At 59.1% G+C, this 17,652-nt stretch carries 14 protein-coding genes and 1 pseudogene; 12 read left to right on the forward strand and 3 right to left on the reverse strand.

Features of this window, described 5'->3' with window-relative positions:
• Positions 1-216 precede the first annotated feature (216 nt).
• Together NLY44_RS28990 and NLY44_RS28995 are read left to right on the forward strand one after the other, a co-directional pair.
• Positions 217-729, forward strand: coding sequence for a hypothetical protein (locus NLY44_RS28990; RefSeq protein ID WP_245260670.1), 513 nt, complete (start codon positions 217-219; stop codon positions 727-729).
• Positions 726-4,616: a hypothetical protein gene (locus tag NLY44_RS28995; RefSeq protein WP_286456165.1), complete on the forward strand. Its 3,891-nt coding sequence runs from the start codon at positions 726-728 to the stop codon at positions 4,614-4,616. Before NLY44_RS28990 ends, NLY44_RS28995 begins: the two co-directional genes overlap by 4 nt.
• 103 nt (positions 4,617-4,719) lie before the next feature.
• Here NLY44_RS28995 and NLY44_RS29000 read toward each other — a convergent pair whose 3' ends face one another.
• Genes NLY44_RS29000 through NLY44_RS29010 form a run of 3 tightly spaced genes read right to left on the reverse strand, consistent with a single transcriptional unit; the run spans position 4,720 to position 6,772 of the window.
• Positions 4,720-5,376 carry a hypothetical protein gene (locus NLY44_RS29000; RefSeq protein WP_023806687.1) on the reverse strand — a complete coding sequence of 219 codons (657 nt, stop codon included), beginning with the start codon at positions 5,374-5,376 and terminating at the stop codon, positions 4,720-4,722.
• A 4-nt stretch (positions 5,377-5,380) separates the two neighbouring features.
• Complete coding sequence (locus NLY44_RS29005) at positions 5,381-6,250, reverse strand: hypothetical protein (protein WP_023711824.1); 870 nt, start codon at positions 6,248-6,250, stop codon at positions 5,381-5,383.
• A complete protein-coding gene (locus tag NLY44_RS29010) occupies positions 6,251-6,772 on the reverse strand; it encodes a KwaA family protein (RefSeq protein ID WP_023806688.1) in 522 nt (173 codons plus the stop codon).
• Between the two features lie 244 nt (positions 6,773-7,016).
• Between NLY44_RS29010 and NLY44_RS29015 the strand changes: the two genes are divergently transcribed.
• The 10 genes and pseudogenes from NLY44_RS29015 to trbJ all read left to right on the forward strand — a co-directional run bounded on the left by NLY44_RS29015 (position 7,017) and on the right by trbJ (position 17,625).
• Entirely contained in the window at positions 7,017-7,286 is a 270-nt protein-coding gene (locus NLY44_RS29015) for a site-specific integrase (protein WP_023806689.1), read from the forward strand.
• Between the two features lie 257 nt (positions 7,287-7,543).
• Positions 7,544-8,545 (forward strand): ParA family protein, encoded by a 1,002-nt coding sequence (locus NLY44_RS29020; RefSeq protein ID WP_023806690.1) that lies wholly within the window; start codon positions 7,544-7,546, stop codon positions 8,543-8,545.
• A gap of 337 nt (positions 8,546-8,882) precedes the next feature.
• Positions 8,883-9,900, forward strand: a pseudogene (locus NLY44_RS29025) (IS110 family RNA-guided transposase).
• A 438-nt stretch (positions 9,901-10,338) separates the two neighbouring features.
• Entirely contained in the window at positions 10,339-12,369 is a 2,031-nt protein-coding gene (locus NLY44_RS29030; protein WP_023711821.1) for a conjugal transfer protein TraG, read from the forward strand.
• A 119-nt stretch (positions 12,370-12,488) separates the two neighbouring features.
• Positions 12,489-12,902, forward strand: coding sequence for a hypothetical protein (locus tag NLY44_RS29035; protein WP_023711820.1), 414 nt, complete (start codon positions 12,489-12,491; stop codon positions 12,900-12,902).
• Positions 12,899-13,867, forward strand: a complete 969-nt coding sequence (gene trbB / locus NLY44_RS29040; RefSeq protein ID WP_023711819.1) for a P-type conjugative transfer ATPase TrbB — start codon at positions 12,899-12,901, stop codon at positions 13,865-13,867. Before NLY44_RS29035 ends, trbB begins: the two co-directional genes overlap by 4 nt.
• An 11-nt stretch (positions 13,868-13,878) precedes the next feature.
• On the forward strand, positions 13,879-14,187 hold the full coding sequence (locus NLY44_RS29045; protein WP_023711818.1) for a TrbC/VirB2 family type IV secretion system protein: 309 nt from the start codon (positions 13,879-13,881) through the stop codon (positions 14,185-14,187).
• Positions 14,187-14,459 (forward strand): VirB3 family type IV secretion system protein, encoded by a 273-nt coding sequence (locus tag NLY44_RS29050; protein ID WP_023689361.1) that lies wholly within the window; start codon positions 14,187-14,189, stop codon positions 14,457-14,459. The genes NLY44_RS29045 and NLY44_RS29050 overlap by 1 nt, the downstream gene beginning before the upstream one ends.
• On the forward strand, positions 14,453-16,903 hold the full coding sequence (gene trbE / locus NLY44_RS29055) for a conjugal transfer protein TrbE (protein WP_023711817.1): 2,451 nt from the start codon (positions 14,453-14,455) through the stop codon (positions 16,901-16,903). Before NLY44_RS29050 ends, trbE begins: the two co-directional genes overlap by 7 nt.
• Complete coding sequence (trbJ, locus tag NLY44_RS29060) at positions 16,900-17,625, forward strand: P-type conjugative transfer protein TrbJ (protein ID WP_023806694.1); 726 nt, start codon at positions 16,900-16,902, stop codon at positions 17,623-17,625. The genes trbE and trbJ overlap by 4 nt, the downstream gene beginning before the upstream one ends.
• Positions 17,626-17,652: the final 27 nt, after the last annotated feature.

The raw sequence follows: 17,652 nt of genomic DNA on the forward strand, positions 1-17,652 counted from the left end.
CGTGGTCCCTGCGTTGGGGGCACTTCTGATATGGATGTTTACGTCGAAGGAAAGGGGCCAGAGGGTGAAGCTGGGACGCCTTTCCGAATATCGCTTGAGCCGAGCTATAGACATCGCGACGCGCTCAGGCTGCTTTTCATCTTGGTTGCGGGAAGTGAAGATGTCGACAGGCCTACAGAGGAGGTCGTGAGCGTTTTTCGAGCTGAGAAGCGCTTGATGGCAATGGACTTCCTCGTCCGTTATCCTGACTATTTGGGTGACGCCCTGCTGGATCTCTATGAGGAGACCCGCGAACCCGAACTGCTAGAGGCAGTTCAGCGCATCTTCATCAACGACGAGCCTTCCATCAGACTGGTGCGGATGGTCCGCTGGCGGCACGGCGCCTATCAGAACGTCGAGGACGCCCTTGCAATGCTGAGCTACTACGGCTTAGCGAGACCGATGCAACTCGCCGGTGACGACGGCAAAATTCGTCGGTACGAGTACCTTATATTACCAAAGGCGATCTCGTTTCTGGAAAAGTGCGTTCAGGATTACCCGGAGTTGGCGTGGTATCGCGACCGATTAGCGTTGGTAATGCGAGTCGCCAGCGGCAAGAGCGGCTCCGCCCTAAAGGAATGGCAGTATGAGCACCCGCAATATGGAAGCACCATCCAGGGCGACGTGATACCGACTATCCAAGAGCAGGTCGAACAGCGTCTGACCAAATTCGCCGGATTGGAACCATGAGCAAGGAACGGATCATCGAGTCGACCGAGTACGGCTGGATAAGAGCCATAGCCGAGGATAGCACCAGTCCGGAGTCGGATGTTCGAAGCGCGTTGCTCAAGTATGGCATTCGCGCGCAGACTACTCCGCCGCGCGCCAAGAGCCTTCGCTTCGACGGCATCAAGTTGACGGGTGTTCGAGCCGAATCCGAGCGCGACGGACCGTTTCATCTGTCCTGGTCAGACCTAGGGATCGGCATCTGGGCCGTGATGTCCGAGCGCAATCTGCGAGGAAAGTCATCCATCCTGCACCTACTCAACGCAGCTATCCGCGGCGACTTTCCCGGTCGGGTGAAGCCCCACGTTTGGAAGTGGCTGGAAACCATCGAAGTCCGGTATTGTGTCGATGAAGTCCTGCATCGCATGGAGCTGCGCAAGCCTGCCGGCGAGGAGAAGGCGGCGGAGGGCAAGGCCACGCTGAGCCGGAGTGTCAGCGACGGTCAGTGGATCACGCTCTATGAAGGTGACGCTGGAGACGGGCTGAAGTCTCAGACCGAGCACCTGATGATGGAAGAACTAGATTTCCCGGTGATTTATGCCCACAACAAGAATACCGGCGGTCATCCCCATGGCTGGCCTCTGATAGCTTCGACGTTCTTCCTGTCGAGTTCTACTGAGCCGAAGGCACTGTTCGGCGATCTGCCCATAGACGGGCTCCCGCTTCGCCTGCTCCAACTGTTCATAGGGTTGCCGTGGGTCTCTACCTATAGTGCTGCGTTAACCGCGCAGAAGCAGCTCGAGCAGGCACTGGCCGATAGGCCGAACCATTCTGGCGTGAGCGTAGTGCTCGATAGCAGGCTTATCGAGGTTGAGGGCCAACTCGCCAAAGCGAAGGAGGCTCGTGGCACCGATGACCGCAGCGCAAAAAGGCTGGAACTGGCGCGCCTCGATGAGGAGACCGTGACCGATAGGAAGGTGGTCGAGACCGCTCGAATAGCCTTAGAGACGGACACGGCGACCGTCGCGGCCGTCACAGTCAGCTACGACGACGCGCGGCGAAGGCTCAAGCAGCTCGAGGACGAGCGGTCGGCAGGATACTCGTTCCGTCAGCTCAACCCGACTTGCTGCCCTGCCTGCGAGGCAGCGTTCGAGGAGGCCGCGCCTGCGGTTCAGCACGCAGACCACAACACCTGCGCCTTGTGCAAGAACGACTTGCCGGTCCACGAAAACGATCTGGATAGCGATCGCATCCAGTACGCGCAGATCCTGGTTGAGGAACTGGCTTCGTCGCTCCAGATCGCCAAAGCCAAGTTCAAAGCCAGCGAGAAGACAGCAAGGGAGGCGACCGAACGCCTCCGCACCGGAATGAACAGGATGCGAAACCTTCAGGACGCCATCTCAACGTTGCCGACCGACCCCGAACTCATCGTTGTGCAGTTGGAGGCCCGGGCCGAGCAGCTTCGGGAACTGGTCGCCTCACTGCAATCGCCTGCCAACGACGACACCGAGACGCAGAGCGAACTCAAGATCCTTCGTGCCGCTACTGACGCCAGTAAGACGCTGATGACCTCTATGCAGTCGGACGTTCTGACAGAGATCGCTGATTCGGTGATGTCCCTCACGAAGAAGTTCGGTGTTTCCCACATCACCAGCATGCACCTCGACGGCGGTGGGAGGCTGAAGGTCCACCAAGGCGGCGCCGATATCTATTTCAGCAACCTTACGATGGGCGAGAAATTGCGCATTAAGATCGCGACCTCGCTGGCGGCTGTGGAGGTGGCCAAGCGTCGCGGGCATGGCCGGCATCCAGGCTTGCTGATTATCGACTCGCCTGCGTCGGAAGAGGTCGTGAACGAGGACTTCGAGCAGATGCTGGACAGCGTTGCCTCTGCTGCGAAGGACATCGGAGGCGTTCAGATCATTCTCGGCACCATTGCTCGCAGCGCGGTGGAGGCGGTTGTGTCTATTGATCATCGGCTACACGCTAAGGGGATAAGTACCTCTTCTGAGTGGTCGGCGATGGAAGACAGATTCGAGCTCCTGACGACGGAAGGCACGCCCATCCTAGACCCGGGAACGGCTCAAGAGAACGAATTGCTGGCCGCGATTGAGGCCCTGTCTTCCGAAACCGCGCGCGCAGACGCGTTCTGCTGGATGACCCGCTGGGTGACCGCGGCCGCCGTTCAGCGCGCGCTGCTGCGGATACTCGAGCGAGAGGATGACGCCACCTCTGTTGCGGAAATGGTCGACTGCCTCGACGAACTGCCCACAATACCGCAGGCTCTCGGGCGCAGTGCGTGGGAAATCTTCCGCCGCCGTTTCGAGCCCCGGTCTGAACATAGCTGGATGCGATCGCAGGCGTTGCGCGGCGCGCTTGTCGTAGTGCAGGGCGACCACAGTTTGGTCAGGCGCCTGCAGTCGTATCTTCTGGACGTCACGACAGACGACGACGGGGCCTATCTGCGTCACGTCGCCAAGGTCACGGGCACCATTCTGCGTCGATACCCCGATGACGACTTCCGAGACCTTCTCTCCAACCTGGCGCATGTGGGCGAGGCAGCAGACGAAGCTACCCTTGAGCTCGGACTTGATCGCTTGCAAGACGGGTTGCTGGCCAGAACGCAGGACGCGCTCATGTCAGCCTTGACGGCGGCGCAGGGTTGGTTTCGGCGTTCCCTGGCGGCGAGCGAAGGACGTTCGGATGCTGCGCTGTATGATATCTGTACGTCTGTTCTGATCGATGTGCAGAACAGAGGACTGCACTCCGATCTTGCGTTGGATTTGCCTAAACTTCGTAGGGCAGCCATCGAGTACTCAGCCTTTGCCGTCGATCGCCACTCCGCCCAGTCATGGCTCGGGGCGCCATCGCGCGAGCGTTTTCACTGGCTGTCGATGGCCACGAAGTTAGCCATGGCTGCTCACACGTTCACAAAGGACACCTGGCTGCAAGCGGCCATTGTGATCGAGGACGAGTTGCTATCGATCTTTTTTGCGAGTGAGAGCGTGTTCTCTCGATCCGATGGCCACGGCGCCGATATTCTCGGACGAAAGGCACTCGTCCAATCGCTGCAGAAGCGGCGATACTATCTGCAGACCTTAAATCAATGGCTCGCCGAGAACGTTGATAGCGATCTAGCTCCGAATGTCGGACAACTACGCGACACGGTGCAACATTCACTGGCCGGAGCTATCCATCGCAGCCCTTTTGACGAATCGACTGAAGGCTGGCTGGTCGATGTCCTCAAGAAAGCCGGCCTCGACGCAGCTACAGCCGCCATGACCGCAGCGCAGTTCGACGTGGGGATGGATCGCAATCGGCAAGTGGCAGAGCTGTGGGCCGCCGTTATTGAGAAGCTCTCGGACAATCCCGATTACCAGCGCGACCATCCCCGAGCGCTGCTGGAACACATGTGTACGCTCATTGTGCGTTTTCTCGATTTTCGCGCCAACGTTGGCAGAAGTACCGACCCGTCTGCTGAGTACGTGTTTCGGCGCGGCGCCGATCTGCCGGTCGAACACGACCTTCAACTAGATTTCCTGAAGTTCCTCACGATGTCGGACGCACCGTCGTTCCGAGCCGAAGCCCGTGACTCCGGTGGCGGTCGCGCTGACATCGCTCTCGAATATCGTGGCGTCAAGTCGATCGTGGAGGTGAAGAGGGACGACAACGTGCTCAACAATGCGGAACTTGCGGAGCGGTATGCCGGCCAGGCGACGGGCTATCTGACGACCGGTGTCTGTTTCGGTTTCCTCCTGGTGCTAGATCTCACGGATCGGAAAGGCCATCAACCGCACATTTCCGAACAGATCAGTGTGGAGCAAAAGGTGCCGGATGGATCTAAGGTAAAATACCATATTGTGGTGGCCAGAATTCAAGCCAATCGCAAGACGCCGCATGAACTGCGGTAATGTTAGCTTTCCTTTGATGCATACCGATACCAGTGAAGGCGCACAACTCAGAGATCGGTGTTTGCGAGATCGAATCTATACGCTTCCGGAGCGGCAATTTGGCTTAGTCAAGCAGATGGTCGAGGCCACTCCTTCGATGAGCAACTTTCTCGAGGTAGGCTGACTGTTCGGTCGTGAGGCACGGCTTAACGAGCGCCATTTCCCAGTCCTTCAGGGACAAAAGTTGCGCTTTTTCCCGGCCTCGGCGGATCGTGAGCTTGAAGTCTTGAGGGCTGTGCACGACGCCTTTCTTTCTTAACCTCCAGAGAACGGTCGCCAGTTGTTTGGGGGTGAATGCACCCCGCGTCTGCAAATAGTCTATAAAGGAATGAACATCGAAATTGGGTTCAACGTTCGCCAGCGCCACAAGCGCGCTTACTAATCGCCTGCGGCGCGCGTCCTCGACAAGTTGTCGCCGATCTCGATCGACCTTCTTACGAGTGGCGAGCGTGTCTAAGGTGCGGCCTTCTTCGTCGGTCGCAGCTATACCAAAGCGATGAATGCATTCAGATCCGATCAGCAGCCTTGCGGCCGTATGCAAATTGCGGATTTCGAATTGGTAGCGGATGTCGGGATGATCACAGAGTTCACAGTTAGCGGAGGGCGCTTCGAGGTCATGGTAGTCACCAGTGTAGCGCCACTCGCGAAGAGCTTGCGAAAGGCTGCCCTTGTCCCAACTGAGCGGGAGCAGGTTATTCGCAGCCCTCGTTTCCCAACTCATTGGGCTAGGCCAGAGGTCGGTTTGAATTGGTTATGAAGAGCTGTTGGTCGATAGGCCCGAGATAGACCTTATTCAGTAGGAAACTGAATAGAGCCTTTGCGCCTTTTCGATCGGCTGGTATCTCGATACGGCCTGCATTTACGGCGATTGGAAATCCTATAGCCACTGCCTGCGCCTGAATATTTGCGACCGGGTGATTTCCAAGAACGTTGGTCTTCGTGATTGCAAGAACGTGCTTTCGGATACCTTCATCAGCTCCGGCTACGAACGCCGCAGCATCCCCGATGGCGAGGCTAGCGTGGCCGCAAAATGCAGCTAGCTCAGGATCGGTTGCGTCTCGGAAGACAGGGGACATATCGAGGACGCGCCGTAACATGGAGTAACTCTTGAACCGGACCAGTCCTATCGCGTCGACGGTTGCTACCAATTTATTATCCAGTGAGAATGCCGGTTCGACGAGCCGTCGAAAAACATCGCCCTCATATAAAAACGCGAAACGATTAGATAGCACCTGTTGCGGGCCAAAGTTCTGGATCAAGAGCCGCCGATTTGGGCCATTGCCGAGGACGGCGAATAGGCCCTTGACGGATTGATCTTGAAAATTGGCGACATCGAGTACGGGAAGTGCGACCGCGTTCTGGTCCGCTGCAGCTAGCAGCGCTTGTGCCTCTGGCAGGCTTTGGATGAAGAGCACATCCTCGCTGTCTGGAATCCAATCGCCCGTGAATGCAATTTCGTTGGCGATGCCGGCCATGAATTGAGCTTCTTGGTTTTCGAACACCCCGTTTAGTTGGGCCTGCAGCGGATTGGCCAATTGAATGTGTCTGACTTCGGCTATCTCGGCCGGACGGCATACGGCGTAGAGTTGAGTCATTTATTTTCCCCCCAGATCGAGCAGAATGTATTCTGTGAGCTGGCCTACCTGCAATTCCGTGGCGGCAGTGCGAAGATGTTTCTTCGTTATCAGCACGAAAGTCACCCCTTCAGCAGATTGGACTTTGTAGAAGTGCCACCCAAGCAAGCCAAGCAAGGGGTTGAAATGGTAGTTGTACCCAGTGGCGGTTATCACGCCAAATATTGCGACAGTTGGCACCCAGAATTTCCAATCTAGTGTGTTGAATTGCGACGTGAATAGCGGCATTACATAGAGGAGGAGAAACGCGGTGTTCTCATGGTCCGCAGCCTCGATTGACGCTGCTTTGAATTTAGACGCGGGCAGTGAGCGTTTAGCGGTCCAGAGAATCCCGACGCATAGGACACAAAGGATTAGGCAGCCTGTCAGGATGAATTTTGCCGTCTGGGGCGCACATTCAACCCACGCAACCCAAGCATAGGTCAATCCGACCGGGGCGAGGGCCGTGCTTGTGAAGACTAGTCTGGCAAAAACATTGAACATTTGGCTCTTCTATCACGTTGCAGCATTCGGCGGCGATACGACTACAGAAGTCCACAGCGTTTTTAGGCGAAGAGATCGCTTCGTCCTGATAAGGCCCTCTATCGGGCCCGCCCTGTTCCGATCTTAGGTCCCATGGCAGCTTTTATCGGCATCTGCTCTCGAAGCTGCCATTCAGGTTTACGGCCCTGAGCGGTAGTGTCGTGCGACGTTCTCTCTCGGCCAATCAAGGCCGAGGAGAACTCACATGGGCCATTCTCAATTCGATGATGCCAGTCGCGAGCGCGCAGCTTGGAATGCCGGAAAGAGGGTCGTCACCAAGCGTCCGTTCAACCAGAAGCAGATCTGGGCAATTCGCTTTTTCCTCGATCGCAAGAGACGCGTTCGGGACCGTGCGCTATTCGATCTAGCAATCGACAGCAAGCTTCGCGGTTGTGACCTGGTCAAGATCAGGATTCGCGATGTGGTCGCCCGACCGGAGATAGGGACTCGCGCTGACACGTGGAATACCGGGTAGCTTCGACAATTGTGGGGTGGGAAGCGGACGGACAGCTCTTGAGCTGGGCATGCGACGTTTCAGCCGTTTAAGCACATCGAGGAGAACCGTAAAATTCAACGAATTGCTGGCATTCCCAATGCACGACCTTGACTGCTCTTATGCGGAGGCCTGAGGACATTCCACATTTGTACCGCAATTCGAGGAAGATTAATTTCATATCTGTGGCGAACCGACCGTGGGCCGCTTATGGTCATCACGAACAAAAGGAATTTCAAATGACCAAGAGCATTGCGATTTTCAATAACAAAGGCGGTGTCGGAAAAACGACCTACATGTATCATGTTGGGCATCTTCTCGCCGCGCGCGGGCTCACCGTCCTGATGGTCGATTGCGACAGTCAATGTAACCTGAGTGCATATTGCTTGAGCGACACTGCTATTCGACAATCGTGGGGCACGGAGGGAAACAGTATCTACCGAGCCATTGAGCGTGTCGCACGAGGCATCGGCGACATTCGCCAGAGACAGCCTAGTCCGGTTCCACACGCTCAGGGCAAGCTGTATCTCGTGCCGGGGGATCTTCGACTCAGCGATTTTGAAGACACATTGGGCGACACCTGGAGTGCTGCACGAGGTGGCAACGAGCCTGCGGTGCGAGCTCAATCTGCAATCCATCGCTACATTCAATGGGCTAGCGAGAAAGTCCGCGCAGACTTGGTGCTGTTGGATCTCGGTCCCAACCTGGGCGCGCTGAACCGAGCTGTTCTAGCCTCGGCGGATTACTTCATCACGCCTCTGGCTCCCGACCTGTTTTCCATTCAAGGAACGGAAAACCTCGGCAACAAGCTGGTCGGATGGCGGAAAGAGTGGGATCAAACTAATACCGCATGGAAGGACCCCACTCTCTCTATCCCCAATGGGAGACCGAGCTACCTTGGCTACGTCGTTCAACAGCATAACGTACGTTCAAATGCTGTTGGGATGACGGAAGGTTGGCAAATTTACGGGAACGAACTCGAGCCTGCGATTCGCGCAAACATTATCGAAAAGCTTACTCCTCTGAATCAAGTACAGGTTTGGCACGATGATGATTATAAACTGGGTTTGATCCCAAATCTTCACAGCCTTGTTCCATATTCTATGGACGCCAAGAAGCCGATCTTCTACTGTAATTCTAGCGATGGCGTTCGCGGTGCTCATCTTGCGAAGGCTAGGGATTCGGCCGATCATTTTGCAGAGATAGTTGACACCCTCAACTCAGTTTCCGCTTGGCCTTAGAGATTGCTTGATTGACCTCATACTTCTGCATTGAATTGGGGGATGGGTATTGCTTTGGGCCGCTGCAAGAGTCGAAATATACTCCCAACAGCCGATACGATTCTCGGCCGAGATCGGTCTCGAAGTGCTCCTAACTCAGTCCACTATTGGAATCGAACGAACGGCAAGTTTCGGGCGACGACATGATCAAACCGAAGGGCTGACTTGGGGTCGGGTGCCGAACGGCGGCTTTCTGAGTTTCTCGGCCAGAACCGGACAGTCGGCAGATGATGCGGTGGACGGCTCTCCTCCCGCCCTGCGGTATGATCGTTGGGCCAGAAGCTGGAGGAGATCTATGATAGGCAACGTTACGACGATTGGTCTGGATATTGCGAAGTCAGTGTTTCAAATCCACGGGTGGATGCGGCGAGTGAGGTTGTCGCTCGCAGGAAGCTGACGCGTGGGCGCGTGATGGCATTCTTCGAGAGCCTGCCACGTTGCCTGGTCGGTATCGAAGCCTGCAGCTCGTCGCATTATTGGGCTCGCGAGCTAATCGCACGTGGTCACGATGTGAGGTTACTGCCGGCACAATATGTGAAGCCTTATCTGAAGCGGCAGAAGAATGATGCCCCAGATGCAGAGGCGATCTGCGAGGCGGTCACTCGGCCGACCATGCGCTTCGTGCCTGCGAAATCACCCGAGCAGCAAAGTGTGATGATGGCTGCACCGGGTCCGGTTGATGCTCAACCGCCAGCGCACGCAGATATCGAACGCGTTGCGGGCACACCTATCCGAGTTCGGGATCGTAGCGCCGATCGGGCGGAATGGGATTGAGCAACTGCTCGTGGTCGTCAACGACGAGAACGAGACCAGGATACCAGCTGACGCGCGGCTATGCCTCGCTTGAGGCGCAGCTCAGGGTCGTGAAGAAACAGATCCTCGAAAACGATCGTAGGGTTCGGGCGAATGCGCGTGAGACCGAGCTTGGTCGCAGGTTGATGGAAATCCCAGGCGTCGGCCCGCTGCTGGCAAGTGCATTCGTGGCTACGGTCGCCGATGCGCATGCGTTCAAGTCGGGGCGCTGTCTATCGGCATTGATCGGACTCGTGCCGAAGCAGCACTCGAGCGGGGGGAAGGAGAGGCTCGGCAGTATCTCCAAGGCCGGCAATCGCTACTTGCGGCAGTTGCTCGTGGTGGGTGCGATGGCGGTCATCCGCTATGCCGAGCGCAACGGTACCAGGAGGCCATGGCTCGTGCAGTTGATGGCGCGGCGAACAGCCAAGGTTGCGGCGGTTGCGTTGGCCAACAAGACCGCCCGGATGGTCTGGGCACTGATGACGAACGGCGAGCGCTACAGGGAGCCGGTCATCGCATAGAACAAGATAAGGCGAGCGATCGCTGACGAGGTTGGAAAGGGCGGACAGGAGCTAATGCACAAAGCCGGTTGATACCGCCGGATCAGGAAAACCCACTGGGGCCGTGCACCTTGAGTGCGAGCTTACGATCGGGACCTGAGACGCGCGAATGGCATTATGGCCAGCGGCACATGATAGGCCGCACCTACAGGTCGGATACATGGCCGCACCAACCAGCAACGGCAACGCTCAAAGAATCCCTTGCCAACGGAGAGCCGTCCCTACACGGCCCCATACAAGTCATTCGCTCGTGCCTTCGCGATGACATTTCTTGGCGCCCCCAATCTTCTAAGCCTGCAACGTTCACTGCATCGCACGGGCGCGTATATTGGGTATCTTCAATATTCTGAAACGTCACGCCATCCTGCTTCCGTTTAACAAAACTCGGAGGCTGCGCCCATGACACCGACGAAGCTCCTTGTCGGTCAGATAGTCGTTGTGTTCGCCATCGTCATTCTCGGCGTATGGACAGCGACTCAATGGTGCGCCCAAACTTTAGATTATCAGCCGCAACTCGGACCCCCATGGTTTGTCGCAGCCGGATGGCCGATCTACAAGCCGTGGCAACTGTTCGAGTGGTGGTTCCATTTCGACGCATACGCGCCCGAGGTCTTCGACACGGCCGGGATGCTTGCGGCCACCACAGGCTTCATGGGCTGCGCGGCCGCCATCGCTGGCTCCCTCTGGCGTGCGCGGCAGCGCGGCCTAGTCACCACTTATGGCTCGTCGCGATGGGCCGTGTCTTGCGAGATCGAGAAGGCAGGGCTGTTTCGACCAGCCGGTGTTTTCCTTGGCAAGCTGAAGGATCACTATCTGCGCCATGACGGGCCGGAACACGTCATGGCCTTTGCGCCGACACGTTCGGGCAAGGGCGTCGGATTGGTCGTTCCAACTCTTCTTTCCTGGACCGGCTCGGCCGTCATTCACGACATCAAGGGCGAGAACTGGCAGCTGACCTCCGGCTGGCGGTCGATGTTCTCGTACTCCCTTTTGTTCAACCCGACTGATCCAAGGTCGGCGCGGTACAACCCGCTGCTGGAAGTGCGCAGGGGCTCAGATGAGGTCCGCGACGTTCAGAACATCGCCGACATTCTCGTCGATCCGGAAGGCGCGCTGGAGCGGCGGAATCATTGGGAGAAGACTAGTCATTCACTCTTGGTCGGGGCCATCTTGCACGTGCTCTACGCCGAAGAAGAAAAGACGCTCGCGCGCGTCGCCACTTTCCTGTCGGATCCGCAACGCTCGTTTGCCACGACACTGCTGCGGATGATGACCACCAACCACCTCGGCACGGCGGACAAACCTCGGGTCCATCCCGTCGTGGCCTCGGCGGCTCGCGAGGTGCTTAACAAATCAGAGAACGAGCGCTCAGGCGTTCTCTCGACCGCCATGTCGTTTCTCGGTCTCTATCGTGATCCGACCGTGGCCGCGGCAACATCGGCCTGCGACTGGCGCATTGCGGACCTGATGGATGCCGAGCGGCCGATGTCGCTCTATCTGGTCGTGCCGCCGTCGGACATCTCGCGCACCAAGCCGCTGGTGAGACTGGTGCTCAATCAAATCGGCCGCAGGCTGACTGAGCGCCTGGAGGGTGACCCGAAGAAGAGCCGCAGGCATCAACTCCTCATGATGCTCGACGAATTCCCGGCGCTCGGACGCCTCGATTTCTTCGAGACCGCGCTTGCCTTCATGGCAGGCTACGGCATCCGCGCCTATCTGATCGCTCAATCCTTGAACCAGATCTCCAAGGCCTATGGCGAGAACAACGCCATTCTCGACAATTGCCATGTGCGGATTGCCTTTTCTTCCAATGACGAGCGCACGGCCAAACGCATCTCGGACGCGCTCGGTACAGCGACGGAACTCAGATCCATGCGCAACTATGCCGGCCATCGGCTGGCACCCTGGCTTTCGCACGTCATGGTGAGCCGCCAGGAAACTGCGCGACCGCTGTTGACACCAGGCGAGGTGATGCAATTGCCGCCTTCGGACGAGCTGGTGCTGATATCAGGATTGCCGCCGATCCGTGCGAACAAGCTCCGCTACTACGAGGACCAGAATTTCACCGAACGGGTGCTGCCGGCGCCGGTGTTGCGCGACGGTCTGTACGCGGACTGTCCTGCGTCGCGCCCCGACGATTGGAGCGGACTAGTCCGCAGTGTTGACCGCCGTCTCGCTGCAGATGACGAAAACGCCGGCGCGGCAATCGAAGAAGACGGCGGCGTGCAACAGCAGCGTCATCCCGGCCTGCCTGAAGACCACGTCGTCGTCTCTCAGGAGCCTGATCAAGACGACCTCTTCAATCTGGCCGACGATGACGCCGAGGCACTCGCAGACAAGCGCGTCATGGACCGGGTTTCCACCGCAGCCAGCGCCTACGGTATCAACGAGGGAAGGGGCGACGACAAGGACATCATCCCCGGCTTCTAAGCGCTTTCGCAGCTCAGGCGTATCTCAGCGTAGATAACGCCCATAAGCGATTTTTCAGATATCGGCGATGTTCGTTGCCGCCGCCGGCGCATCAGCGCCGGCCAGTCGGAACGAGCCCCATGAAGCCCCATCGCATTCGCCACCAGTTTCTGCTCGAACCCGCGTTAAGCGAGAAGCTGGAAACGCTGAGCCGCAACCCGTCGACCACAAAATCGGCGATCGTTGCGAAAGCAGTCGAGGCCTTCATCGAGCGGCGTGGCGAGAACGAACTCGACAATCGTTATGGCAGGCGTCTCGACCGTCTTTCTCGCGACCTCGACCATATCCGAACCGATGTCGAGGTGATCCTGGAGAGCCTCGCACTCTTCATACGCTTTTCGATTACGCTTCATTCCCACACGCCGGTCCCGGATCGGGCGACACAGGCGATTGCCCAAGAGCGCTTTGACAAATTCGTCGAGCAGGTCGGTCGCCAGATCGCCTCCGGGAAGCGCTCGCTTGGCAACGGCAATGGCAATGGAGGCGAAGGATGAGCTCTCATCCCGCAGCCGACCACCGCCGCCGCGCCATGCTGCGCACAGCCATGGGCCACGCGATCACCGAGGCCCTTGCCGATCCGACCGTCATCGAGGTGATGGTCAACCCCGACGGCGCGCTGCGGCTCGACCGGTTGGGAGAAGGCCGGGTCGATACCGGCGTGCATATGCATCCTTCCGAGGCCGAACGCATCGTCCGCCTCGTTGCCTCTCACGTGCGCGCCGAGGCGCATGCGGACAACCCAATCGTCAGTGCCGAACTACCCTCAGGCGAGCGTTTCGAGGGTCTGCTACCGCCGGTCGTGCTGGCGCCATGCTTCGCCATCCGCAAACCGGCGGCAAAACTCTACACGCTGGCCAACTACGTCGCCGATCGCGTCATGCTCCCGCTGCAGGCTGATGCCCTGAGGAAGGCAGTGCGCGAGCGGCGCAACATCCTGGTCGCCGGCGGCACATCGTCGGGCAAAACGACACTTACCAATGCTCTACTGGCAGAAGTCGCCGAATGCGATGAGCGGGTGATCCTGATTGAGGACACCCGCGAGCTGCAATGCGCGGCCAAGGACTGCGTTGCCATGAGGACGAGGCGGGGCTCCATCACACTCGCCGATCTCGTACGCTCGACCTTACGGCTGAGGCCCGACCGCATCATCGTCGGCGAAGTCAGAGGCGCGGAAGCGCTCGATTTGCTGAAGGCATGGAACACCGGACATCCCGGCGGCATTGCCACCGTTCACGCCAATTCGGCACGCTCCGCACTCTATCGTATTGAGCAGCTCGCTCAGGAAGCCGTTGTCACCGTTCCCCGCCGGCTGATCGCCGATGCCGTCGACTTGGTCATCTTTATTGCCGGAAGAGGACCCGCGCGCCGCGTTGACGCGATCGCCGAGGTCACGGGTCTCGACGGCAGTGGCGACTACGCCGTTGGCCAGCTCACTCTTCCGCAACTCCAGCAGCTTTGAAAGGTCATCTCATGCGCAAGAAAATTTGCTTTCTTTCGTCCGCCGCCGTCGCGCTTCTTCTCACGGCCCAGGCTCACGCTGCCGGCTCCGGCATGCCGTGGGAACAGCCGCTTCAGCAGATCCTGGAATCGGTGCAGGGGCCGGTGGCCAAGATCGTTGCCGTGATCATCATCATAACCACTGGCCTTACCCTTGCGTTCGGCGACACGGCGGGCGGTTTCCGCCGGCTGATCCAGATCGTCTTCGGCCTGTCGATCGCCTTCGCGGCCTCGAGCTTCTTTCTTTCCTTCTTCTCCTTTGGCGGCGGGGCAGTCGTCTGATGAGCACCGGAGAGCAGCATATCGAAGGCTTCGAGGTTCTGGTCCATCGGGCGCTCACCGAGCCGATCCTGCTCGGCGGCGCGCCGCGGGCGGTGGCGATCCTCAATGGCACGGTGGCCGCCGCCATCGGCCTAGGCCTGCAGCAGTGGATTGCCGGTCTGATCCTCTGGATCGCCGGCCACACGCTCGCGGTCTTTGCCGCACGGCGTGATCCGGATTTTGCCAGCGTGCTTGTCCGTCATCTTCGTCAAAAGGGCTGGCTTGCATGCTGAAGCTTTCCGAATACCGCGGCAAAGCCGACCGGCTTGCCGACCATCTGCCCTGGGCAGCACTCGTCGCGCCCGGCATCGTGCTCAACAAGGATGGCAGCTTCCAACGGACATTGCGGTTTCGTGGCCCCGACCTTGAAAGCGCGACGGAGGCCGAACTCATCGGCATATGCGCGCGGGCAAACAATGCGCTGAGAAGGCTCGGCTCTGGCTGGGCATTATTCTTCGAGGCCGAGCGCATCGAAGCGCTGGGCTATGCGAGCTCGGCCCTTCCCGATGCTGCCTCATGGCTGATCGATGAGGAACGGCGCGCGGCCTTCGAGGGCAAGGTCGCGCATTTCGAGAGCATCTATCATCTGACCTTGGTCTTCATGCCCGGGCCCGATGGCCAAGCGCGCGCGGAAAGTGCTCTCGTCGACTCGCATGACTTGGGAGGGGAAAGAGACTGGCGCCAGGAGCTTGCCCGGTTCCGAGACGAGACTGACCGCGTTCTCGATCTTCTTTCGGGCTTCGTGCCCGAGGTGCGCGCGCTCGACGATGCCGAGACCCTGACTTACCTGCACGGCACGATCTCGACACGCCGTCATCCGGTCGCCGTGCCGGAAACGCCAATGTATCTCGACGGCGTCCTGGTTGACGCGCCGCTGACCGGCGGCCTAGAGCCGATGCTGGGCGAGCAGCATCTGCGCACGCTCACAGTTCTCGGCTTTCCGAACGTCACCCGGCCAGGAATCCTTGATGCGCTCAATAACCAGGATTTCGCCTATCGCTGGGTGACGCGCTTCATTCCACTCGACAAGGCGGAAGCCACGAAGACGCTGACTCGGCTCCGCCGGCAGTGGTTTGCCAAGCGCAAATCGATCGCGGCTATTCTGCGCGAGGTGGTGACCAACGAACCGGTGCCTCTCGTCGACAGCGACGCCGACAACAAGGCGCTCGATGCCGATGCAGCACTGCAGGCATTGGGCGGCGATCATGTCGGCTTCGGCTATCTCACCACAACGGTGACGGTGTGGGATCAGAACCGTAAAGCCGCCGCGGAAAAGCTTCGCGCCGTCGAGCGGATCGTCAACGGGCTCGGCTTCACCACCATTCGCGAAAGCATCAATGCCGTCGAAGCGTGGCTTGGTTCATTGCCGGGTCATGTCTACGCCAACGTTCGCCAGCCGCTCGTTCACACGCTTAACCTTGCCCATCTCGTGCCGCTGTCGTCCGTGTGGGCAGGTCCAGCGGAGAACGAGCACCTTGCCGAGGTCACCGGCGATCACGCTCCGCCGCTTCTTTTCGCCGAAACCAGCGGCTCGACGCCGTTTCGGCTTTCGACCCATATCGGCGATGTCGGCCACATGCTGATTGTCGGGCCGACCGGTGCCGGCAAGTCGGTTCTGCTTGCCCTGATCGCTTTGCAGTTCCGGCGCTACGCTGGCGCGCAAATCTATGTCTTCGACAAAGGCAATTCGGCCCGCGCCGCCGCGCTTGCCATGGGCGGCGACCACCATGCGTTGGGTGCGAATGGTGCGCTTGCTTTCCAGCCGCTGCGCCACATCGACGACCCGGCCACACAGAGCTGGGCGGCCGAATGGATCGCCGGCCTCATTGCCCACGAGAATGTCACCGTCACCCCGGAGGTGAAGGAGGCAATCTGGTCGGCGCTCACCAGCCTCGCCACCGCGCCGGCGCAGGAACGCACGCTGACTGGCCTGTCGGTCCTGCTTCAGTCCAATGCGCTCAAATCGGCATTGATGCCCTACACGCTCGACGGACCATTCGGCCGACTGCTCGATGCCGATGACGACCGGCTGGCCATCTCGGATGTGCAGTGTTTCGAAACCCAGGAGCTGATGCACAGCCAAGGCGCTGTGCTGCCTGTGCTCACCTATCTGTTCCATCGTCTTGAGGACCGGTTTGACGGGCGGCCGACGCTGCTCATGCTCGACGAGGCCTGGGTCTATCTCGACAACCCGCTCTTTGCCGCCCGCATCCGCGAATGGCTTAAGGTGCTGCGTAAGAAAAACGTCTCCGTCATCTTCGCGACGCAGTCGCTTGCCGACATCGCCGGCTCTTCTATCGCACCCGCAATCATCGAGAGCTGCCCGCAGCGCATTTTTCTCCCCAATGATCGTGCGGTGGAGCCGCAGGCACGGGCAGCCTATGAGCGCTTCGGTCTTAATGAGCGACAGATCGAATTGGTCGCCCGCGCCACGCCGAAGCGCCACTACTATCTGCAGTCGCGCCGCGGCAATCGCCTCTTCGAGCTCGGGCTAGGCCCGATCGCTCTTGCGCTTTGCGGCGCCTCCGACCCGGCCGCGCAGACCCTGATCGACAATATTCTTTCCGAAGAAGGGCAGGGCAGCTTTGCCGCCCGTTTCTTCAGTGCGCGCGGCCTGGATTGGGCTGCCGAGCTTCTCCAGCAATTTCCTCAACCTAACAAGGAGCAATCGTCATGATCGGACGCCGCCTTTTTACTAGCCTGGTCACCGTTTCCCTGATTGCCAAACCGATGGCTGACTACGTCCAGCCGGCCTATGCGCTCATCGTGTTTGACCCGTCCAACTATACGCAGAATGTGCTGTCGGCAGCACGCGCATTGGAGCAGATCAACAACCAAATCCAGTCGCTTCAGAACCAGGCGACCATGCTGCAGAACATGGCGCGCAACCTTCAGCGCCTGGATTTCTCTTCCGTGGGCCAGCTTACCGGCTCGCTCCAACGGATTGACGGTCTGATGACCCAGGCGAGCGGCCTGAGCTTCGATCTCGGCAAGCTGCAGGACCAGTGGCGCCAGCAATATCCGGAAAGCTACGACGCCACCATCAAGGTCAGCGATGTGGCGAGCGCCGCGCGCGAGCGCTGGCAGAGCGCCATGCAGGCGTTCCGCCAGACCATGAGCGCGCAGTCGCAGATCGTCGAGAACGTGCAGGCCGATGGCGACCTGCTTACCGATCTCGTCAATCGCAGTCAGGGCGCGGCAGGTGCCCTCGAGGCAAGCCAGGCTACCAATCAGCTGATCGCGCTTTCGACCAAGCAGCAGATGCAGATCCAGACGCTGCTTGCGACCCAGTTCCGGGCCGAGGCCGAGGATGCGGCGCGCAAGGCGCAGTCTGAGGAAGCCGCTCGCGAGACGACGAAGCGTTTCCTGGGCACCGGCACGGCTTATCCCGGCAACTGAGCGGCAGTTCTTCAAGACAACGAGGAA

It is taken from the genome of Mesorhizobium sp. C089B, from assembly GCF_030323125.1.
GTDB lineage: Bacteria > Pseudomonadota > Alphaproteobacteria > Rhizobiales > Rhizobiaceae > Mesorhizobium.